Source organism: Arthrobacter sp. Soil_C_60 (genome assembly GCF_057656375.1).
Genome location: NZ_JBDGKM010000013.1, coordinates 16,558 through 35,808, shown reverse-complemented (window position 1 = coordinate 35,808; position 19,251 = coordinate 16,558). Strand labels below are relative to the sequence as shown.

The 19,251-nt window shown below is 63.0% G+C and carries 22 protein-coding genes and 1 riboswitch; of the genes, 15 read left to right on the top strand and 7 right to left on the bottom strand.

What is annotated here, in order from left to right:
* The first annotated feature begins 66 nt into the window (after positions 1-66).
* Entirely contained in the window at positions 67-384 is a 318-nt protein-coding gene (locus tag AC3A4M_RS20220) for a DUF3040 domain-containing protein (protein ID WP_498738077.1), read from the top strand.
* A gap of 17 nt (positions 385-401) precedes the next feature.
* Here AC3A4M_RS20220 and AC3A4M_RS20215 read toward each other — a convergent pair whose 3' ends face one another.
* Positions 402-818, bottom strand: a complete 417-nt coding sequence (locus tag AC3A4M_RS20215; RefSeq protein WP_498738075.1) for a ChaB family protein — start codon at positions 816-818, stop codon at positions 402-404.
* A 288-nt stretch (positions 819-1,106) separates the two neighbouring features.
* Between AC3A4M_RS20215 and AC3A4M_RS20210 the strand changes: the two genes are divergently transcribed.
* The 4 genes from AC3A4M_RS20210 (at position 1,107) to AC3A4M_RS20195 (ending at position 4,428) form a co-directional block, all read left to right on the top strand.
* Positions 1,107-1,379 carry a hypothetical protein gene (locus tag AC3A4M_RS20210; RefSeq protein ID WP_498732996.1) on the top strand — a complete coding sequence of 91 codons (273 nt, stop codon included), beginning with the start codon at positions 1,107-1,109 and terminating at the stop codon, positions 1,377-1,379.
* Positions 1,380-1,464: 85 nt separating this feature from the next.
* Positions 1,465-2,571: a LolA family protein gene (locus tag AC3A4M_RS20205; RefSeq protein WP_498738073.1), complete on the top strand. Its 1,107-nt coding sequence runs from the start codon at positions 1,465-1,467 to the stop codon at positions 2,569-2,571.
* Complete coding sequence (locus AC3A4M_RS20200) at positions 2,568-3,539, top strand: ABC transporter ATP-binding protein (RefSeq protein ID WP_498738071.1); 972 nt, start codon at positions 2,568-2,570, stop codon at positions 3,537-3,539. The genes AC3A4M_RS20205 and AC3A4M_RS20200 overlap by 4 nt, the downstream gene beginning before the upstream one ends.
* A 19-nt stretch (positions 3,540-3,558) precedes the next feature.
* Positions 3,559-4,428: an ABC transporter permease gene (locus AC3A4M_RS20195; protein WP_498738194.1), complete on the top strand. Its 870-nt coding sequence runs from the start codon at positions 3,559-3,561 to the stop codon at positions 4,426-4,428.
* 42 nt (positions 4,429-4,470) lie between these two features.
* Here AC3A4M_RS20195 and AC3A4M_RS20190 read toward each other — a convergent pair whose 3' ends face one another.
* Positions 4,471-5,334 carry a phosphatidylinositol-specific phospholipase C/glycerophosphodiester phosphodiesterase family protein gene (locus AC3A4M_RS20190; RefSeq protein ID WP_498738070.1) on the bottom strand — a complete coding sequence of 288 codons (864 nt, stop codon included), beginning with the start codon at positions 5,332-5,334 and terminating at the stop codon, positions 4,471-4,473.
* A 235-nt stretch (positions 5,335-5,569) separates the two neighbouring features.
* On the opposite strand from AC3A4M_RS20190, the gene AC3A4M_RS20185 reads away from it, so the two are divergent.
* From AC3A4M_RS20185 to AC3A4M_RS20170, 4 genes are all read left to right on the top strand, one after another.
* Positions 5,570-6,991, top strand: a complete 1,422-nt coding sequence (locus AC3A4M_RS20185; RefSeq protein ID WP_498738068.1) for an alkaline phosphatase PhoX — start codon at positions 5,570-5,572, stop codon at positions 6,989-6,991.
* Positions 6,992-7,090: 99 nt separating this feature from the next.
* Positions 7,091-7,300: a hypothetical protein gene (locus tag AC3A4M_RS20180; protein ID WP_498738067.1), complete on the top strand. Its 210-nt coding sequence runs from the start codon at positions 7,091-7,093 to the stop codon at positions 7,298-7,300.
* Between the two features lie 144 nt (positions 7,301-7,444).
* Positions 7,445-8,974: a metallophosphoesterase family protein gene (locus AC3A4M_RS20175; protein WP_498738066.1), complete on the top strand. Its 1,530-nt coding sequence runs from the start codon at positions 7,445-7,447 to the stop codon at positions 8,972-8,974.
* Entirely contained in the window at positions 8,949-9,137 is a 189-nt protein-coding gene (locus AC3A4M_RS20170) for a hypothetical protein (RefSeq protein ID WP_498738064.1), read from the top strand. Before AC3A4M_RS20175 ends, AC3A4M_RS20170 begins: the two co-directional genes overlap by 26 nt.
* A 150-nt stretch (positions 9,138-9,287) precedes the next feature.
* Here the strand turns inward: AC3A4M_RS20170 and AC3A4M_RS20165 are convergent, their stop codons facing one another.
* A complete protein-coding gene (locus tag AC3A4M_RS20165) occupies positions 9,288-10,223 on the bottom strand; it encodes a ketopantoate reductase family protein (protein ID WP_498738062.1) in 936 nt (311 codons plus the stop codon).
* Between the two features lie 251 nt (positions 10,224-10,474).
* On the opposite strand from AC3A4M_RS20165, the gene AC3A4M_RS20160 reads away from it, so the two are divergent.
* On the top strand, positions 10,475-11,803 hold the full coding sequence (locus AC3A4M_RS20160) for an MFS transporter (RefSeq protein ID WP_498738060.1): 1,329 nt from the start codon (positions 10,475-10,477) through the stop codon (positions 11,801-11,803).
* Positions 11,800-12,489, top strand: a complete 690-nt coding sequence (locus AC3A4M_RS20155; protein ID WP_498738058.1) for a FadR/GntR family transcriptional regulator — start codon at positions 11,800-11,802, stop codon at positions 12,487-12,489. The genes AC3A4M_RS20160 and AC3A4M_RS20155 overlap by 4 nt, the downstream gene beginning before the upstream one ends.
* A 120-nt stretch (positions 12,490-12,609) precedes the next feature.
* On the opposite strand, the gene AC3A4M_RS20150 is transcribed toward AC3A4M_RS20155, so the two are convergent.
* From AC3A4M_RS20150 to AC3A4M_RS20135, 4 genes are all read right to left on the bottom strand, one after another.
* Complete coding sequence (locus AC3A4M_RS20150) at positions 12,610-13,155, bottom strand: hemerythrin domain-containing protein (RefSeq protein WP_498738056.1); 546 nt, start codon at positions 13,153-13,155, stop codon at positions 12,610-12,612.
* A complete protein-coding gene (locus AC3A4M_RS20145) occupies positions 13,149-13,745 on the bottom strand; it encodes a protoglobin domain-containing protein (RefSeq protein ID WP_498738055.1) in 597 nt (198 codons plus the stop codon). Before AC3A4M_RS20145 ends, AC3A4M_RS20150 begins: the two co-directional genes overlap by 7 nt.
* Positions 13,746-13,936: 191 nt before the next feature.
* On the bottom strand, positions 13,937-14,251 hold the full coding sequence (locus tag AC3A4M_RS20140; RefSeq protein WP_498738053.1) for a hypothetical protein: 315 nt from the start codon (positions 14,249-14,251) through the stop codon (positions 13,937-13,939).
* A gap of 45 nt (positions 14,252-14,296) precedes the next feature.
* Positions 14,297-14,605, bottom strand: a complete 309-nt coding sequence (locus AC3A4M_RS20135) for a DUF3040 domain-containing protein (protein WP_498738052.1) — start codon at positions 14,603-14,605, stop codon at positions 14,297-14,299.
* 447 nt (positions 14,606-15,052) lie between these two features.
* Here AC3A4M_RS20135 and AC3A4M_RS20130 point away from each other — a divergent pair, with 447 nt between their 5' ends.
* The 4 genes from AC3A4M_RS20130 to AC3A4M_RS20115 all read left to right on the top strand — a co-directional run bounded on the left by AC3A4M_RS20130 (position 15,053) and on the right by AC3A4M_RS20115 (position 19,217).
* The gene (locus AC3A4M_RS20130; protein WP_498738050.1) at positions 15,053-16,150 is read left to right on the top strand and encodes a DNA alkylation repair protein; all 1,098 of its coding nucleotides are present in this window, start codon (positions 15,053-15,055) and stop codon (positions 16,148-16,150) included.
* Positions 16,151-16,273: 123 nt separating this feature from the next.
* A complete protein-coding gene (locus AC3A4M_RS20125; protein ID WP_498738049.1) occupies positions 16,274-16,573 on the top strand; it encodes a hypothetical protein in 300 nt (99 codons plus the stop codon).
* A gap of 85 nt (positions 16,574-16,658) precedes the next feature.
* Complete coding sequence (locus AC3A4M_RS20120) at positions 16,659-18,380, top strand: FMN-binding glutamate synthase family protein (protein WP_498738047.1); 1,722 nt, start codon at positions 16,659-16,661, stop codon at positions 18,378-18,380.
* Between the two features lie 145 nt (positions 18,381-18,525).
* Positions 18,526-18,641: riboswitch (SAM riboswitch) on the top strand.
* Between the two features lie 36 nt (positions 18,642-18,677).
* The gene (locus tag AC3A4M_RS20115; protein ID WP_498738045.1) at positions 18,678-19,217 is read left to right on the top strand and encodes an OsmC family protein; all 540 of its coding nucleotides are present in this window, start codon (positions 18,678-18,680) and stop codon (positions 19,215-19,217) included.
* Positions 19,218-19,251: the final 34 nt, after the last annotated feature.

The window sequence follows — 19,251 nt, the reverse complement described above, 5'->3', positions numbered from 1 at the left end:
GGCGAAAGCCCGGCCTTCATGGCCGGCGCTTTTGTTTCTCCGGACTTCTGATCAAGGGGGTGCGTTATGCCGCTGTCGGATGAGGAGCGGGAGCAGCTTCATGCGCTGGAGTTGCAGTTGGCCGCCGAGGACCCGGAACTGGCCCAGATAATGCGGTCCGATCTTTTGGGCCCCGACCACGGGCAGCTTGTTCTCGCGGTGCTTGCCTGGATTGTCGGTTTGGTCTTGTTGATCATCGGCGTCGCCACGCAGTTGACCGTGGTGGGGGTCGGCGGCTTCCTGGTAATGGGCGCGGCGGGTTACTGGGCGATGCGCCTCTACCGCTGGGGAAGCGGAATCGATGATCATGTCGCAACCGACAAGGGGACGCACGGCGTCAGGTGATGCCGAGCCCTGGGTAGCTACCGGGACTTCCGGGTCTCCCTGTCGTTGGCCTTCTGTACGGCGTCGACCAATTCGGACTTGTTCATCTTGGAGCGTCCGGGCACGTCGAGCTTCTTGGCCAGGTCGTACAGGTGTTCCTTGGAAGCGTTGGCATCCACTCCGCCGGCAGTCTTGCGGGAGGTGTCCTTGCCGCCCTTGGCCTGCTTGTCCGAGGGGCCAGCCTTCTCCTTGGGCTCCCAGCGGTCGCCTACCTTTTCATGGGTGTGCTTCAGGGCGCTGTAGGCCACACGGTGTGCGCGTTCCTCGTCCCCGTAACTCTCGGCGGCCGAGTCATGCGCCTCGGCGAAGGTTTCCTGCGCCTTCTTGCCGGAACGTTTGAGAGTGCTGGGCAGTTCGCTCTTCTTCGGCTTCCCGCTCTTGTCTGTCTTGGGCATCTGGATCACCCTCCTCGAATTGTTGGTAGATCCAATTTCCAACGTGGCACAATTCAGTGCTTCTGCCAAGAGGGTGCTGCTTCACTTGGTACTGGTCGCCGGAAGCGGTCATAGCTATGTGACCTGCAAGGACAATCCGCTTTGTAATTAAGGTCACTATGACGTAAATTACAATGCATTGTTCCAACTTTGGCCTGAACCGCCTATGGTTCGATAAAGCAATCAAACAGAATCGTCGAGGGGAAACGGCTTTTCTGTTGTACAAAGACGTATATAGGGGAGAAATACATGAACGAGCGACTGGCGGAAGCTATCGCCATCCTGGGCGACATCGAGGCCGACGACGCGAGCAACGATGCCCGCGGACGCCGCGCCCATGCGCGTGTCATTGCCATGATCGAATTCGCTGACGAAGTCTCGGGCATGCGGCGCGAGCAGCGGATCGCGAATTTGCTGACGCTGGCCCAGATGGACAAGAAGGATTCAAAGACCGCGCTTGAAGAGGCACGTCGGCTGCTTGAACTCGATACGGAGTCCCGCGTTCTCAAGACTGCGGCCTGACCTCGGAGCAGAAGAAACTGCACCGGTGAACACCTGATCGATTGAGCGTAGTCTGGAAAGAAGACTTGCAACGTCGGAGGTTGTCATGACACCTGTATGGAAGCGCTGGCTCCCCGCCGCCGTCGTTCCTGCGGTCATTGCGGGCGGAGCGGTGCTGGGCACCGTTCAGGCGGGCGCGGCCACGGACTTGCCGGACAAAACACCGCAGGAAGTCCTGGAAATGGTGGCGGACAGGTCCGTCCGTTCATTGTCCGGAACTGTTGAGCAGTCGTCCGAACTGGGTTTGCCGCAGTTGCCCACGGACTCACCGTCCGGTGAGTCCGATGCTTCGTCCGGTGTTCCTTCCGGTGTCGCCTCCGCACTTGAACTCCTTAGCGGATCCCACACAGCTCGTGTTTATCTGGACGGTCATTCCCAAGCACGCGTGCAAATCATGGACCGGCTGGCCGAGCGCGATCTCATCCGCAACGGCCGGGACGTATGGTTCTACAGCTCCAAGCAGAATGCCGCCACCCATCTGATCCTTCCGGAAGGCTCGGAGTCCGCGGGGCATCACGGCGAGAAAGCGTGGACCCCGGAGGATCTGGCCGAGCACTTCCTGACCTCGGTCGAGCCCAGCACGGAGGTGACAGTGGGCTCGGACTCGGAGGTTGCCGGCCGGACTGCCTACAAGCTGGTGCTGACCCCCGACAGCTCGGAGACTCTGGTCGGGTCAGTCTCGATTGCGGTGGATTCGGAAACAGGGTTGCCGCTCAGCGTGGACGTCCAGGCCCGCGGCCAGGATGCTCCTGCTTTCGAGGTTGGTTTCACGGAGCTGAGCCTTGAAGCGCCGTCGGACGATCTCTTCAACTTCACGCCACCGCCCGGCGCCACCGTCACGGAGCGCGTTGTCGAGGACCATTATGGCAAGCATGCCAAGGGTGACTACGGCGACCGACACCAGGGTGACGGCAAGCACGATAAGGACTACACCAAGTACGGATCCGGCTGGGAAACGGTGATCGGCCTGCCCGCAGATGAAGTGCCTGCGGAATTGATGGACTCGCCGGTTATCGCCGAAACCGCCCAAGAGGTCGACGGCGGCCGGTTGCTTTCCTCGGCGCTGGTGAACGTCCTCGTGACCGACGATGGCCGGGTGTTCGCCGGATCGGTTTCGTTGGAGCAGCTGCAGGCGGCAGCGGAGGGCCGGTGAGCGGCGCCCTCCCGTCTACCGAACTCGCGATTGAAACCACCGGGCTGACCAAACGCTTTGGCCACCAGACAGCTGTCGATGGCATTGATCTGGCGGTTCCGCACGGCTCCGTCTTCGGCTTCCTCGGCCCGAACGGCTCGGGGAAGACCACCACAATCCGGGTCATGCTCGGCCTCGCAGCCGCCACGAGTGGGCATGTCCGGGTACTGGGGCAGGACATGCCGGCGAGTCTGCGCGAGGTGCTTCCCCGCGTCGGAGCCCTGATCGAAGGGCCGGCCTTTTACCCGTTTCTCTCCGGCGCCGCCAACCTGCACCGCTTCGACACCGCCGACCGCCACGCCTCATCGGCCACACGGCGGGCTCGCGTGAACCAGGCACTTGACCGCGTGGGACTGTCCCACGCTGCCGGCAAGAAAGTCCGCGCCTATTCACTGGGCATGAAGCAGCGTCTGGGCATCGCCAACGCCTTGCTGATGCCGCGCGAACTGCTGGTGCTGGACGAGCCGACCAATGGACTGGACCCGCAGGGAACGCGCGAGGTCCGCAGCCTGGTGCGCTCGCTGGCTGCTGAGGGCACCACGGTTTTTGTGTCCAGCCATCTGCTCGCGGAGGTCGAGCAAATCTGCACGCACGCTGCCGTCATGAGCGCCGGCAAACTGGTGGCGCAGGGGACCGTCGACGAGCTCCGGCGCGTCGGTCTCGCCCACGTCAAAGTCCAAACTCCCGACGCCGAGGATGCCCGCCGCGTCCTCCAGCGGCTGGGTCTCGCACCCGAACCACCACATTCAAACAACGACGGCGGCAGTACCGTCCGCGCTCCGCTCGCCGACCATACCGTGGAACCGGAATCGATCGTCGCCGCCCTCGTAGCCGAAGGCGTCCGTGTCCGCGGGTTCACCGTGGAAAGCAGCAGCCTTGAGGAGCGGTTCGTGGCTTTGACGGGGGAGGGGTTCGACGTTGTCCAATAAATCGCCCGCATCTGCATCAATCGGTCCATACTCTGGCAACGCCCGGTCACGAGCAGACTCATCCCGGGCCTCCGCTGGCTGGGCACTGCTGGGGTCCGAGCTGAAGGTGCTGTTCGGGCGCTGGCGGACCTGGGCCATGTTGGCGGCGCTCGCTGCTGTCCCGGTCCTGATAGCGCTGGCCGTCCGGCTTTCCTCGCGCGATCCGGGTCCTGGCCAAGGCCCGCCGTTCCTGGACCGCGTATCCCAGAACGGACTGTTTATCGCGCTGACCGGGATGGTCGTTTCCATCCCGCTGTTCCTCCCGCTGACTGTCAGCGTGGCCGCCGGGGACACCATCGCGGGGGAGGCAGGCCACGGAACCCTCAGGTATCTCTTGGCAGCGCCGGCAGGCAGGGTCAGGCTGCTGGCGGTGAAGTATGCCGCTGCCGTGGTCTTCTGCCTTGCCGCCGCACTCTCCGTGGCCACGGCGGGAGTGCTGATCGGCTCAGCGCTCTTCGAGGTAGGGCCGATCACGCTGCTCTCCGGAGATACGATCAGCGTAGGGGAGTCATTGCTACGGCTATTCCTGGTGGCCTGCTACGTAGGTCTGTCCCTGCTCGGGCTCGCGGCCATCGGCCTGTTCATTTCCACCCTGACCGAGGTCCCCGTCGGCGCCATGGCCGCGACCGCGGTGCTCGCCGTCGTGTCCCAGATCCTCGACAACCTTCCACAGCTCGAATGGCTGCACCCGTGGCTGTTCAGCCACCACTGGCTCGGCTTCGCGGACCTGCTGCGCCAGCCGATCTCCTGGGACTCCTTCGCCGCCAACGGCCTGCTGCAAGGCGGCTACATCGTCGTCTTCTGCGCGCTCGCCTACAGCCGCTTCGCCACCAAAGACGTGCTGTCCTAGTTGAACGAGGAGTCGAGGCCATGCAACAACGGTCTTCTGCTCTTAGTTCCGGGCGGCCAAGAAAGAATCCAGCGCGTCCAGGTCATCGGTATTGATGTGGTCTACTCCGGCGTCATGCAGTTCAGTCCAGACTGCCTCGCGGGCTGCGCCGGGCTGGTCCGGCGTAGCCCAGAAACGAACGCGGAAGCCTTGCTTATGGGCGGTGCGGACATACTCGTGGAGCTTAGCCCGCTCGGCGGCGGGCATGGATCCCACGCCCTGCCAAGTGAACAGTTGCGTCCAGTTGTTGCTGATCAGCGGCATCAGATCGTCGGACATGCCCAACGTCAGATCCGAGGCACGGCCATCATGGAAACCGAAGCGCTGGTCCAGGCTTTCCATGGCTTCCAGCGGGCGGTTGCCGCTGATCACGGCGGCAACCGGGCCAGCCTTTGTTTTGCCATGCGTATAGCGGGTCAGAATGGAGCGGTGCTCGGCGAGTTCCTCCTCGATGGCCGCGTAAGTCGCCTCGCCGTCGCTCTTGATATCGATCAGGAGCTGGAATTCGCCGTCCCAGCCGGGATAGACGCTGCGCCCATTGCCCTTGACCAGATCGGTGAGCGGGTCAAGGTACAGGCTTTCCAAGGTGACGCCAGACTGCACATCTTCGCGGTCATGCGCCACCAGTAGTTCACCGTCCACAAGCCAGACATCGGCCTCCACCGAGGTGAAGCCGTGCTCTAAAGCATCGTAGAGCGGGCGGTCGTGTTCGTAGTCGTTGTGCGCGTGGGCTTCGTCCCGAGGCTCCCCCAGAGCGACCTCGGGCGCGGGTCCTTCCACCGCTTCCTGAATACCCGTCGCGGTGGCCGGCGCTGCCGGCAAGGCCGCAAGGGTAATGGTTGCCATCGCGGTCAGTATTCTGCGCATGCTCTGCTCCTTTGAGGAATTCGGCGGCATGGGGCGGCCGCCGCGGACGATGCTAATGGGGACAGATGACCGTGCAGACGACAGCAGCCAACAACGCGGTGAACAGTCGCTTAGCGGGCCGGCATACACTCGTCCATCTCCCGTTCGGTGATGTTTGCCGGGATTTCATTCGGCGGGAGTACACCTGAAAGTGCCGCGGATGTCGCGGACGCCCAAATCATCAGGAGACTAAAGCATGTCTGTGCCCTTTTCCCGCCGGAATTTCCTGGGCGGCTCCGCTGCCACGGGGCTTGGTTTCGCCTTTGCCGGAGCGGGCAGCCTCGCGCCCTTTTCCCGTCCGGCCGTAGCGGCCACCCGCCCGGCCTTCGGTTACGGTCCGCTGGTCGCGGATCCAAAGGGCATTTTGGCCCTGCCCGAAGGTTTTTCCTACAAGCTCATCGCCCAGTCAGGCGTCACCATGACCGACGACGGGGTAGCCCATCCGAGCGATCCGGACGGTATGGGTGTCTTTCCTGCCGGCAACGGTGGCTCGGTCCTGATCAGCAACCACGAAAACAGTGGCAGCGAGCCGCATCCCGTGCCGGCGCTTGAGGGCCTGACCTACGATCCAGGGGCAATCGGCGGAACGTCCACACTGCTGATCGATGCCAACGGAAACCGCATTTCCCAGTACACGAGTCTGGCAGGTACGGACAACAACTGTGCCGGCGGCATCACCCCGTGGGGCACCTGGCTGACGTGCGAGGAAACCGAAAGCCGCGCCGGCAGTGGCGGTAACACCCTGGACCATGGATATGTCTTCGAGGTGGACCCTGTGAGCCGTGCATCCAACCTGAGCAAGAGCCCGGTGCCGCTGAAGTTCATGGGCCGCTACTCACATGAGGCGGTGGCCGTGGATCCGGACACCAGCAGCGTCTACCTGACCGAGGACGCTGGCAACCCTAACGGCCTCTACTTCCGTTGGACCCCGCCAGCCGGTTTCCGGCCGGGCAAGGACGCGCTGCGGGAACTCGCGCTGTCCGATGGCGGTGCAACAGCCGGTTCGCTGCAGGCCATGTCCTGTTACTTGGGCGATCAGCACATTCCCGAACTGTCGCAGGCCACCCAGCCCGGCACCCGCTACAAGGTGCGCTGGATTGACGTGCCGGACCGTGATGCCCGCACCACGTCGGTACGCCGGCAGTTCACCGACGCTCAGGTCACCCGGGCGCGCAAGCTAGAAGGCCAGTGGTGGGGCGATGGCGGCGCCTACTTCGTCTCCAGCTTCGCCCGGTTGTCGGACGGCAGCGTCAACGCCCATGACGGCCAGGTCTGGTTCTACGATCCTGCCACTGAGTCCATCACCTTGAAGACCATCTTCGGCGTGAACGAAGACCCGTCGAAGGACGGGACCAACTTCGACGGACCGGACAACATCACGGTTGCCCCGCAGGGCGGCTTCATCCTCGCCGAGGACGGCAGCGGCATCTCCCATCTGGTCGGCGTTACCACCGCGGGCAAGTCCTACCCACTGGCACGCAACGACTACAACAACAGCGAGTTCTGCGGACCGGCCTTCAGCGCGGATGGCAAGACGCTGTTCGTCAACATCCAGTCCCCGGGATTCACTCTTGCAGTCACCGGCCCGTGGAGCCGGCCGAGCAATGCGGACATCTAGCCTCGCCCCCAAATAGGCGAGAAGAACGACGGCGGGGGCGCACCGCCGTCGTTCTTCCGGCTCTGGCCCGTGCAGAGCCGTGGGACCTAGAATCTTGTTGTGGATGAGCGCTACCTCAAGGCGCTGGCACAGGCTTCTACTGTTGCCGAGCGCGACGGGATCCGCCGGCAGATCGCTGCCGAGGAACTTGCCCTGCTCCGCAAGGAACTCGACAGGCACGCAGTGGAGAAGATCCAAAGGCAGATGCTGAAGATTATTGAGAGCGAACGTCAGCGCGATATCCGATCGATGAATGGCCGGGATTCCTGAAAGTCCACCAGCGCGCGACTAATCTCTGAAGCTCGTTGTACCTTTGGCTGCCGTTCACCCGAATTTCCTCATTCTGCTGTCTACGGTTCGGCACCGGTGCATAACTTCGGGAGTATCCTCTTCACTCGCAAGAAAGGCACTCCCATGCTGTCCGAAAAACAACGCCGCCGTGTCCTGGGCGGCACGTTGGCTCTCGCCGTCGTCATGCCCCTGGCTGTCGGCGCCGCGTCCGTGGCATCCGCTGCGCCTGATGCCGGCATCCACAAGGCAAATCCGGTCAACACCCGGCCGACCGACGAAGTCCTCTACCGCCAGAGCTTCAACCACCTGGCCGAAGCGCTCACTGCCGGTTCCGGCGATCCTGACATCACGGACGGGACCGTGGGCTTTTCGCACACTCCACCCAAGGGGTGGACCGTGGAAAACGACCAGTCGATGGCAAATATCGGCGTTGACGAATGGCGGGGTTGGTCTTTCACCACGCGCGATTTCTGGGTCGACGCCGAGGACCAGATGCGCAACCGTTTCGCCAGGGCACACAACATCATGGCCGTGGCCGATTCGGATGAGTTCGCCGACTATAACAACGCTCCGCATGACTTCCGGACCACGTTGTCCTCGGAGGACATCAAGGTTGCAGGGGAGTCCGCGATCGAGCTTAACTTCGACTCCCACTACCGCGGCTGGGCAGGCCAATCGGCCTCCGTGACCGTCGAATTCGATGGCTCAGGCGAGCAAACCGAGGTCCGCCGCTACGACAGCGCCTCCGTGAAAGACAACTACGACGGCTCGGTCATCAACGCGAACGAGACCATCAACATTGACGTGCCCAAGGGCGCCAAGAAGGCAGTCTTCCGCTGGAACTTCGAGGCCGAGGCCAACAGTTGGTACTGGGCCATCGATTCGGTGTCCGTCCGGCAGGCACTGCCCGCTGCCGCCGAGGAACCGACCAGTGCCTGGGTGGTGAGCGACATCCAGGGCCACCCGCAGGATTTGGCCCACGCTTTGACCGATCTGGATGCGGCGCGCCCGGACGCTTCCGGCCTGCTAATGGTGGGCGACATCGTGGCCTCGGGCAGTAAGGCGCAGTGGGACGAAATCTACAACGTGATGGAGAACGCCGATGCCATCCTGCCTGAGACCGTCGCGGCCGCCATCGGCAATCATGAAAGCTACACCAGCGAGCCGTGGGAAGTGCTGCGCGACCGCTTCCTGTCCTTCGCCGAACGCGATCGCGTGTGGGACGAATATGTGCTTGAAGGTGCAGGCGGTGAAGTGCCGGTACTGGTCCTCGGTCAGGAGGGCCAGCGGCCGCCGGAGGTCCCTATGTCCGCCGAGCAGATTGAATGGCTCAAGGAGCGTCTGGCCTACTGGACAAAGCAGGACAAACAGGTCCTCAACATCTCCCACTTCCCGCTGGGGGACACAGCTTCGGCATCCTGGATCCCCTGGTACCACAATCATTACGAGCACAATGATTTGCTGACCGGAATCTTGGGCGACTACCCCAACGCCGTCATGCTCAACGGGCACACGCACTACCCATTCGAATTGGGCGACTGGGCAACCCAGCGCCGGACTGACGGCGGCCACGCGGACGGTTTCTGGGCCGTGAACACCGGCGCCATCCAAGTTGAATGGGATGCCCGTGGCGAGGATACCGCTGGCATTTAACGAGATCGTCACCCGGGACATTAACCGCGGGTTGACTGTCGACGTATACAAGGACCGGATGGTCATCGACGCCCGGGACTTCGGTGTGACGGGTGCCGGGGGCACCAACGACGTCAACAGCGTCGTACGGTCTGTCACCATCCCCAATCCGCTGGCCAAGTAGCAGAATTACGACGGCGCCGCCCAAGGTTCCTTTGGGGCGGGACCCTGGGTGCGTTCGTTGTTGCGGCTTGGCTCGTCCAGCGACTACCCGCCTGAGCGATTTGTGTTGGCGGAGCTCCATGTGGAGTCGTTTCCGGTGTTCGTCATCGTTTCAGGCGGAGGCCGAGTCGAAGATTCCTCCACCGGTCGGGTTGATGTGGTGGGCCCGCACCTGTGTCACGGCTAGATCCAAGAGCGGCGTATCGACGTTCAGGGTTCGTGCCCGGGCCGCGAGGGACCCGAGAAGGTGCTCGGCTTCGACTGCCTGCCCCCTTTGAAGATCCCGGTAAAGCGAAGAAGTGAACGAGGACCCCGGAGCTGACAGCATGTGCAGGCTCTGCTGATGTCCTGACTCGCTCACCGGGTAGCCAGCAGCTGCGGCAACGTTTTCGGTTTCGGCGATGGCTTGCAGGATTTGAGGCCGGCCTCCTGCTTCGAGGATCGCGCCCACATTGTTGCGTAGTAGGCAGGTGAGAGCTCCGGCTGCGCTGATGAACGCCCACTTTTCCCAGAGCTGCTGCATCATCGTGGTCGTGATGGTCAAGTCGACGCCGGGCACATCCAGGGTTTCCACAAGAGAGGGAGGAAGAGGAGCGGCCGTCAACGGCCCGACGGTCATGGTGGACAGTGGTGTCATCTGCCGGATGGTGCCGAACTCGTCGACCATAGCGACGATTTTCACTAGGCCACCAATTACCTGCCCTGGATAGGCGTCTTCGAGCACGTCGATATGGTCAAGACCGTTGAGGAACGGCAGAATCAGTGTCTTGTTGCTGATCGCTGGGGCGGCGGTGTCGAGGATCCCCTCAAGTGCGGGTGCTTTCACCGCAATCACCACCAAATCGTAATGATCACCTTCGGAGATGGTGGTGACGGCTGTAACGGCATGCGTCCGATCCCCGTCTGGGGCGAGGAAGCGCAGGCCATCCCTTTGCAGGAGTCTCTGGCGTTCAGGGCGAACATGGTACGTGACGTCTCTGCCCGCTTCCTGGAGCCGCGTTCCAAACGCACCTCCGGTAGCTCCCGCGCCAACAATCAATATGCGCATCGGTACTTCCTTCCAGTTTGTCCCAGGCAAAGAATGCGGTCAGAGGACAGTGTTCTGATCATTTCAAGTCTCTCAGCCCCTCATAGGACTCAGAAGCAGACGTGCTCTGTCTACAGCAGCCGTCAGTTCGTTAAGAGTGCACTGGTCGTTTTTGCCCAGGCACTTTGCGCGAACAGACATCAAACGTCTAATGTTTACGTATGTCGTCCCGGATTACTCAAGCTCCTCCTCATGAACCTGCCAATGAGAATTTGGGCGAAGTCCTGGATGAAACTCTTGCTCCGGAGCTGGACGAGCGTCAGATGGCGCCGAAGCCGGCCCCGCCGAAAAGGCTTGCGGCCTTCTTGGCGATTGCCGCCGTCGTACTTATTGGTCTGAATTTGCGCGTGGGGGTAGCCAGCGCCGCCGCCCTGTTCCACGATCTGCAGCTGCTGCTGGGGTACGGACCGCTGGTGGCGGCCACGCTGCCGTCGATTCCCGTCATCTGCTTCGCCGTTGCCGGCGCCGCCACATCCTGGCTGACCAGACTCGTCGGGCTGGAACGCGCGATCGTTGTTGCATTGACGCTGCTCACGGCAGGACTGGCGCTGCGCGTGGTCGATTCGGTCGGCATGCTGCTGCTGGGCACCGTTGTCAGCATGTCCGGGCTGGCCATCTGCAACGTGGCGATGCCCTCCTTCATCCGTAAACACTTTGCGCACCGGACTTCGACGATGACGGGCGTTTACACCATCACGATGTCGATCGGCGCGACCACTGCCGCTGCGCTGAGTGTGCCGGTGGCGATGCAGCTGAACTCGCCGGTTATGGGCCTTGCGTCGTGGTCGCTTCTGGCCGTCGTCGCCCTGCTCGCGTTCATTCCGGTGGCTGTGGCCGGCAAGCCGCGCCCGGTAGCCGAAACCGGCGCGAGCGTTTCGCCGTGGCCATTGCTGCTCACCCGCAAAGGCCTGCTGATCACCGGTCTCTTCACCGTGCAGGCGCTGCTGGTTTACACGATCATCAGCTGGCTGCCCTCCATTCTTATCGCCCGCGGCCTGGATCCGGCGTCCGCGGGACTGATGCTCGGGGCCGTGCAATTGATCAGCATTCCCGCCGTCGTCCTCGTGCTGGCGATGGCCAGCAGGCCACGGCTGCTGCGCCCAGCGTTCATGGTGTCCACCGGCGCCAGCTTCCTGGGCTACGTTTGTCTGCTGGTCATGCCCAACCATCTGGTCCTTCTGCCAGTGCTGCTGATCGGCATCGGGTTCTCGGTGTTTCCGATCGTCATGGTGGTGATCAGCCGCAGCGGTAGCAACGCGGCGGAAACCACGGCGATGTCCACTCTTGCCCAGTCGGTGGGCTATCTCGTGGCGACCCTGGGTCCGTTCGGCCTGGGTTTGCTGCACGCGGCTACCGGCGGGTGGACGCTGTCGCTGGAGCTGATGGTGGCCGTGGCCGTGCTGCAGCTGTTCCTGGCCTACTGGCTCAGCGGCGGTGGCGACCGTAGCGGCGGACAAGGACGAGGCCGGGGCCAGGGCCGGGTTCGTTCGGGCGGCCGGGGGCGTTTGCTTGGGCGTCGCGGCGAGGGGAGCCAGGCATGACGCTCGGTTCAGTCCACCGCCCGCAGCTTGCCGACGAAGTCACGGACCGGCTGCGCGAGGCAATCGTTTCCGGCCAGTGGCCGCTGCAGGAACGGATCCCGCCCGAGCCCGAGCTCATGGCGCAGCTCGGCGTTTCGCGGGGGACCCTGCGCGAGGGAATCAAGGCGCTGGCCCACGCCGGGATGCTGGAGGTCCGGCGCGGGGACGGTACCTACGTCCGGGCAGCCAGCGAGATCCATGGTGCCGCCCGCAAGGCCTACCGGGAGCACGAGGACGAGGACGTACTGCAGGTCCGCTTCGCTCTGGATACGAAGGCCGCGCGTCTGGCCGCCCGATTGGCCAACGACGGCGACATCGCGGCTATGCGTACGATGCTCGCCAAGCGCCGCGAGGCCTGGGCGGCGGAGGATCTGGAACAGTGGGTTGCGGCCGACTGGGAGTTCCACCTGAAGGTGGCGGAATCCTCGGGCAACAGGCTGCTGCACGAGCTCTACGGCAGTTTCGGAGATGTCTTCCACGGCACGAAAATGGCCCAGCGGCTGCGCAACGGATTCGACGGCTGCCTGGAAGCCGGGCATGAGGCGCTCGTGGCGGCCATAGCCGCCGGCGACGAGGAAGCGGCCGTGGCGACAGTCAACGCCAATCTCAACTACTGCATGTCATGGATGAAGCAGCCGGGGGAGTAGCGGGCTAGTCACAGCCGGTTGAATAGCAAGCCGGCTCAGCCGATCTGGTGAATGCCGATCCCTTGTGGACCGCTACGTGATCCGTCTTATCGCTCCTGATTCGAACTGCGGTGCGTCCTCTCAGGCCAGCCGGGTTTCCGTCGTCGTATGCAGGTGCTCGCCGCCGTGCGGATGGGCCTCGCCGACGATTTCATGCAGCCCTTCAACCGCCTCGACCAGGGACAGGTCCGGCTGGGAAACGATGAAAGGCAACAACAGGGTGTTTTCCTTGTCTAGGTGCTGGGCGAAGAGGCGCTCGATCGCGGTGGCCAGGGCTGCGGCCCGGATTCCCTGGGCACCGCGCAGTTCCTCCAACGAATTGGTGATCACCCGGTGCTCGGCGAGCAGACCCTCGACAAGAAGCGTTGCCTCCGGCCGGGAACGGGCTCGTTCGTAAAGGGCTGATTCCTCTGCCATGGCATGCGGAATCAGCTCGATTTCACACCACTCCACCAGCAGTGCGTGCGCGTCATGTTCCGCCGGCTTCTTCCCGCTCTCCACGGCATCAACCAACGCGCGGGTCAAATGGTTCAGCCGGGTCAGCATCTGCCCGTGATGGTGTTCGACGGCGGCGATGGCCTGCTGGTCGCTGTTCACATCTTTGGCTTCGTTGACCATCTCTACCATTGCCCTTCCCGCGTATACGGCCGCGACCACAAGGCAATCTGCAGCAGCACCGCTTTGAGCCAGGCCTGCATCATGGCATCAACTTGTTCGCCGTCGTTCTCTTTGCGTGCCAGGAAGGGACGGACGGTGATCGTGACCGGCCCGGTCAACGCGATGAGATGCCGCAGCGGCACTACCGAGGTGGAGCCGACATGGTCCGTCTCGTTCTTGTGGGCGGGGGTGTGCCGGAGCGCGATCTCGTTCTGGTAATCCAGCCACTCCTGGTCGTAGGAGCGGGAACACGTGTCACGGATCCATTGCCCGAATCTGGGACGGACCGCCGCGAGGTACTCATCGATGGGTGGGCCGCCGGGCTGGGAAAAGTGGGCCACGAGTTGCGGCTGGCTGGCAACGAAGCCGTACCAGACATCGAGAATGTCATCGACCTGGTCATCGAGCAGCTCGCCCGCCCGCTGCAGCAGCGCCGCGTCGCGTTCATCGAGCATCACACTGGCCTTGAGTTCCTCCAACTCGGCCAGGGTGACGGGCGAATGCTCGGCGGTTCCATAGTTGTAGCCGGGAATCTCTGTGTTGGTCGACTCGGACGACATGGCCATACCTCCAACTAGTTCGCGTCCCTCATTCGTACCCCCGGGTGCAGCCGGGGTCAATGGTTTGCCGCCGGTGCCGGACGGAACGCAACCAGGCTGCCGCTGCCAAGCGGCTGGATTGTGCAGGTGCCCATGAAACCGGACCTCGGTGCTGCCGTGGTTCTGGTTTCTTCGTTACACGTGCCGGACCGTTATGCGGCAACCGCCGCGTGTTCAGCCGGCAACTGCCTGTCAGGCGAGGCAAGGTGGATGCCGATATTCAAGTGGATGCCTTCCTTGCGGGCGAGCACGTCGGCGAGATACTCGGCAAGTCCGGATTCCGTGACCAACCGGCGGTCGCCGACGATGGACCCCGGAACGTACGCTACGCTGCCGGTTACCTCAGCAGCTTCGAAGGACGCTCCTCCCACACCGTTAGCTAATATCCAGTCAATAACGTCGCGGAAGGCTTGCTCATCCCCCTGGCGGTATTCGGCTGCCATAGTGAAATGGATCGTGTCCAACATGAGGTTTCTACCTCCTTTCATCGCTGATTGTTGCCAGGGGCTTAATTACCTGGACGGCCCGTCCGAATCCTCATGAGCGAGCGGCACGCGAACCTGCTTATAACCACCGATAACCAGTAGCAGGAAGCCAATAATCCCGATGAGGGGTAATTGTGTGGCGACGCCGAACAGGAGTACCAGCACTCCGGTCAACAGCACGAACAGTCCCGGCCAGCTCAGACCCAGCTCCGACTGTCCCGGCTTTGCGGTCCGAAGCTTTTGGGCAAATGCCGGATCTTCCGAATCGATCTGCCTTTCCAACTCCTCCAGCTGCATTCGTTCGTTGTAAGACAAAGACATTTCCTTGCCGGACATCAAGCAAACTCCTCTCAGTGATTCAATTCCTGGACGCATCGGCCCATGGGACTCTGGCATGTCGGCGGCAATTCCTTGCCGACAGCTGAGCCGGAAGCGAGGCTTCAAACGGCGTCCGGAACAGTTTCTCCATGTTCTTGTTGTTCACTATTCCTTTGAACGTGAATTTATTTCGGATAAATCAACCAGTCGACCTTAAGCGTTCTTTAAAGTTTCTTTATCGTTTTTCTAAAGCCCCCTCTAGCAATGGTAACCAAAGGGCCCAATAAAGCAAAAAAGAATTGGCGATAATGGCAACACTTGAAATGGTGAATAGAAAGCGGCGGAGAAAAAGCTGGTTCTCTTATCATGCTGTCCTCGGCTGCTAGCAGCACTGAAGTCCTTGCGCGCCATAAGATGCCGAAGAGGGGATATTCGCTAGAGCCGTTCGGATACAGGGAGGATCACATGGGTGCGATGAACGACCTGCTGGGCCCGGCGGCTGTGGAGGGACTGCGGACGACGCTCGGCCAAGGTTCAGCTCGTTCCGCCTGGCTGGCGCTCGCCGCCGCCGAGGCGAAGCTGGAGCCGCTCTCGCTCCGCGCGCGCTGCGATCTGCTGGCGGCTGCGCTGCTGTCCGATCTGGACGTCGGCTACGATCAGGCAGCCGACATTATCCGCACTGCGCTGAATGATGGGTCCTTCAGCGGCTGGATGATCTGGCCTGTCTCGGAGGCTGCCGTCACGCTCGCGTTGCAGGACGGCGCCACGCGCGCCTTCGACGATGCCCTAGCCTTGCTCTTCGAGCTGACTCCCCGGCTCACCGGGGAGTTCGCGATCCGCCGCCTGCTCCTGCAGGACCTTGATCGGGCGCTGGCACAGATGCAGGACTGGACGCTCCACCCGGACGAGCAGGTCCGCCGGCTCGCCAGCGAGGGGCCCCGGCCGTATTTGCCCTGGGCGGTCCGGGTTCCGGAAATCATCGCCCGGCCGGAGGCCACGCTGCCGCTACTGAATGCCCTGCACGCCGACCCAAGCCAACTCGTCCGCCGGTCCGTGGCGAACCACCTCAACGACATCGCCCGCCACGACCCGGAAATCGTGGTCGCCCTGGCCGAGAAATGGCAGGGGGATCCCGGCGACGGAGCGCCGTGGGTGGTGCGGCACGGGCTGCGGACACTGGTCAAGAAGGCGCACCCCGGCGCGCTTGCTTTGCTGGGCTTCACTCCGAATGCGGTGAGCATCGCCGTGCCGGAACTGGACCGTATCGAGGTGCATTTGCCGGGCGAAATCGCGTTCACGGTTGCGGTCACCAACGACTCGCTGCACCCGGCGCGTCTGGCCGTGGACTATGTGGTCCATTACGTGAAGGCCAACGGAACGCTGGCCCCGAAGGTCTTCAAACTCGCAGTCGCGGAACTGGAACCGGGCGAGACCCGCCGGTTCAGGAAGATCCATGCCCTCCGGCCGATGACCACCCGGGTGCATTACGCCGGCCGCCACCTGCTCCAAGTGCAGGTGAACGGCCAACTATCGGCGGCGGCGGAGTTCGACGTCGTTATTTAGCGGCGGTAGGGGAGCGATGGCAGGAAATCGACGGAAACTGGCAGTTTTCCCGGCCATGGAATCCGGTATTCACGGCGTTGATGCTAAGACCAATCGCAATCCGTGAAGAAAGCAGGACCAGCCATGAGCCTCCAACCTCCGGAATACTGGCTGAAGATCCACAACGTCGAACTGCAGCAGCTGATGGCGCAGGCAGAGCGGACCCGCCAGCGCTCGCGGTACCAAGGGAATGGGACTGCCTTGCGGTCGCCGAGGAACCGGGCCAAGGCGCTGGTGCCCACCCGGCAGTCAGATCCGGCCAAGCCGCATGACAATCGGGCGCTGGCATGGTTCCACGGCTTAATGCCCCGGCTGAGGCGCGGAGGACTAGCGGCTCCGGCGCCGGCACCGGCTGGGCGGCAGCCAGCCGACTGCTGCGCCTGACTCCAGACGCCCCGGGTGTGCTCGGGAACCGGACGAATCCGCCGGACCCGTCCGGTTCCTCCGGCGTCGGTCGTAGACTCGGGTCATGGCACGCTTTTTGGTTTTTGTTGTTCTTGCGGTGCTGGGCTTTATTACCATCGTGGCCGCGTCGTTCGGTTCCGTTGGCTGGTGGGTGCTGGCCGCCGTCGTTGTTGCGCTCTTGGTGATCGGGATCTGGGATGTGGTCCAGACCAGGCACTCGATCCTGCGGAACTATCCAATCTTGGGACATATGCGCTACGTACTGGAATCCATCCGGCCGGAAATCCAGCAGTACTTTGTCGAGCGGAACGTGGACGGGAAGCCGTTCAACCGGGATGTGCGGTCGCTGGTGTATGCGCGGGCCAAGGGCGAGAACAGCCACAAGGCCTTCGGTACGGAACGCGAAGTGAACCAGATCGGCTACGAATACCTGATCCATTCCACCGCTCCGGTCGCGCCGCCCAAGCAGCATCCCCGGATACCGCTGGGCGGGCCTGATTGCAGGCAGCCCTACGACATTTCGCTGTTCAACGTCTCGTCCATGAGCTTCGGCTCGCTGTCGAAGAATGCCGTGCTCGCCATGAACAAGGGTGCGGCGCTGGGCGGCTTCGTGCAGGAAACCGGTGAAGGCGGCCTGACTAAGTACCACCTCGAATATGGGGCCGACCTGATCTGGGAAATAGGCTCCGGCTACTTCGGCGCGCGCGACAAGGACGGCCATTTCAGCCCCGAGGCCTTCATTCCGAAGGCGGCGCGCCCCGAGGTCAAGGGCATCAGCATCAAGCTCTCGCAGGGCGCCAAGCCCGGTCTGGGCGGGGTACTGCCAGGCGCGAAAGTCACCCCAGAGATCGCCGAAGCACGCGGGGTGGAGATGGGCGTCGACTGTGTGTCGCCTGCCAGCCACAGCGCCTTCGGCACGCCGCGGGAACTGATCCGTTTCGTCAAACAGCTGCGCGATCTCTCCGACGGCAAGCCCATCGGCTTCAAGCTGTGCGTGGGTTCGCGGGTGGACGTGCTCGCCATTTGCAAGGCGATGCTGGAGGAGAAAGTGACTCCGGATTTCATCGTGGTCGATGGGTCCGAAGGCGGTACCGGCGCGGCGCCGCTGGAGTACCAGGACAACGTGGGCACGCCGCTGACCGAGGGCTTGATGCTGGTGCATAACGCCCTGGTCGGCGTGGGACTGCGGGACCGCGTCCGCATTGCCGCCGCAGGGAAGGTCGCATCCGGCTCGGACATCGTCAAACGCCTGATCGAAGGCGCGGACTTCACGATGAGTGCGCGGACCATGATGATGGCCACCGGCTGCATCCAGGCGCAGAAATGCCACACCAACGAATGCCCGGTTGGCGTTGCCACGCAAAACCCGCGGCTGGTGCGGGCGCTCAACGTCGAGGACAAGGGCCAGCGCGTTTTCAACTACCAGAAGCTCACCGTGGACGAGAGCGTGCAGATCATGGCCTCGATGGGCTGCAAATCCCCGGACGAAGTCTCGCCGCGGATGCTTCGGCGCCGCGTAGACCATCTGACCACGCGCTCCTACGAGAGCATCTACAACTGGATGGAGCCGGGCGAACTGCTCAAGGATCCGCCCCGAGGCTGGAGCGAAGACTGGAATCTGGCCAACGCGGACTATTTCCGCGAACCGCCCAAGAAGCCCGCCGAGGACGAGCACAAGGCGGAGCCCGTGCCAGGCAGTCCGGAGTATGACAGGGCCCGCATTCCAGGTGACAAGCACCAGCCTGAAGGCCAGGTTGGCCGGCCGGAGGGCGAGCTGAGCCGCTAAAACAACGGCACAAACCGCGTACGACGCCGGCACCTGGGTTCCGTTTTTACGGAACCCAGGTGCCGGCGTCGTACTTCATGGCAGAAGTCCTCGTGTTACAAAACGGTTGAATGTACCGTGCTGCACCGGGCAGAATCGGACGCAGAATCAAGAGTTCCAACCTTCGGCCCTGGCCGGTTGGACGGCAACCCTCGTAGCTGTAGCGGGGTGCCCCAGGTGAAGATTCGACGCCGGCCCAAACGGGAGGCGTAAGTATGGCGCCCTGCTCCGGCGTGCGCCGACAGGAAGGATTCCACCATGACTGAAACAGCTCTCCGTGATCTGGCCGAAGACCGTGCCAACCGTTTGGATGAGGCAGGCGCTTTCTGGGCCGGCAAGATCGCCGAAGACACCGCCAACGCCAAGCTAACGTTCAAGGTGGCAGGCGAGGGAACCGGCCCGGTGGCCACACGTGTCACCGCCGGCAAACACGAGTTCTCCGTTGACGAACCGGCGGGCCTTGCAGGCGAAGATACGGCCGCGAGCCCGGTGGAGTATGCCTTGGGCGCGCTGGCTTCCTGCCAGGTGGTGGTCTACCGGCTGTACGCACACCAGTTGGGTATCCGGTTCGACGAGATCAGCATCGACGCCGAGGGCGATCTGGATGTGCAGGGCCTGTTCGGCGCCGATGAGAGCGTGCGCCCCGGGTTCAGCGCCGTGCGGTTGACCGTGAATATCAGCGGCCCCGAATCGCAGGAACGCTACGAGGAGCTGCGCCGGACAGTGGACGCGCACTGCCCGGTGCTGGACCTCTTCGCCAATCCCACCCCGGTCAGCGCCGAGGTCTTCAAGAAGTAGCCAAGGGTGCTATTCCCCTTCGGCGCGGTCCCTC

What these genes read in the sequence shown, in the direction of transcription:
- AC3A4M_RS20220 (WP_498738077.1), top strand. Translation starts at nt 67, where the DNA reads ATGCCGCTGTCGGATGAGGAGCGGGAGCAGCTTCATGCGCTGGAGTTG.
- AC3A4M_RS20215 (WP_498738075.1), bottom strand. Translation starts at nt 818, where the DNA reads ATGCCCAAGACAGACAAGAGCGGGAAGCCGAAGAAGAGCGAACTGCCC.
- AC3A4M_RS20210 (WP_498732996.1), top strand. Translation starts at nt 1,107, where the DNA reads ATGAACGAGCGACTGGCGGAAGCTATCGCCATCCTGGGCGACATCGAG.
- AC3A4M_RS20205 (WP_498738073.1), top strand. Translation starts at nt 1,465, where the DNA reads ATGACACCTGTATGGAAGCGCTGGCTCCCCGCCGCCGTCGTTCCTGCG.
- AC3A4M_RS20190 (WP_498738070.1), bottom strand. Translation starts at nt 5,334, where the DNA reads ATGCGCAGAATACTGACCGCGATGGCAACCATTACCCTTGCGGCCTTG.
- AC3A4M_RS20185 (WP_498738068.1), top strand. Translation starts at nt 5,570, where the DNA reads ATGTCTGTGCCCTTTTCCCGCCGGAATTTCCTGGGCGGCTCCGCTGCC.
- AC3A4M_RS20175 (WP_498738066.1), top strand. Translation starts at nt 7,445, where the DNA reads ATGCTGTCCGAAAAACAACGCCGCCGTGTCCTGGGCGGCACGTTGGCT.
- AC3A4M_RS20165 (WP_498738062.1), bottom strand. Translation starts at nt 10,223, where the DNA reads ATGCGCATATTGATTGTTGGCGCGGGAGCTACCGGAGGTGCGTTTGGA.
- AC3A4M_RS20155 (WP_498738058.1), top strand. Translation starts at nt 11,800, where the DNA reads ATGACGCTCGGTTCAGTCCACCGCCCGCAGCTTGCCGACGAAGTCACG.
- AC3A4M_RS20150 (WP_498738056.1), bottom strand. Translation starts at nt 13,155, where the DNA reads ATGGTAGAGATGGTCAACGAAGCCAAAGATGTGAACAGCGACCAGCAG.
- AC3A4M_RS20145 (WP_498738055.1), bottom strand. Translation starts at nt 13,745, where the DNA reads ATGTCGTCCGAGTCGACCAACACAGAGATTCCCGGCTACAACTATGGA.
- AC3A4M_RS20140 (WP_498738053.1), bottom strand. Translation starts at nt 14,251, where the DNA reads ATGTTGGACACGATCCATTTCACTATGGCAGCCGAATACCGCCAGGGG.
- AC3A4M_RS20135 (WP_498738052.1), bottom strand. Translation starts at nt 14,605, where the DNA reads ATGTCCGGCAAGGAAATGTCTTTGTCTTACAACGAACGAATGCAGCTG.
- AC3A4M_RS20130 (WP_498738050.1), top strand. Translation starts at nt 15,053, where the DNA reads ATGGGTGCGATGAACGACCTGCTGGGCCCGGCGGCTGTGGAGGGACTG.
- AC3A4M_RS20125 (WP_498738049.1), top strand. Translation starts at nt 16,274, where the DNA reads ATGAGCCTCCAACCTCCGGAATACTGGCTGAAGATCCACAACGTCGAA.
- AC3A4M_RS20120 (WP_498738047.1), top strand. Translation starts at nt 16,659, where the DNA reads ATGGCACGCTTTTTGGTTTTTGTTGTTCTTGCGGTGCTGGGCTTTATT.
- AC3A4M_RS20115 (WP_498738045.1), top strand. Translation starts at nt 18,678, where the DNA reads ATGACTGAAACAGCTCTCCGTGATCTGGCCGAAGACCGTGCCAACCGT.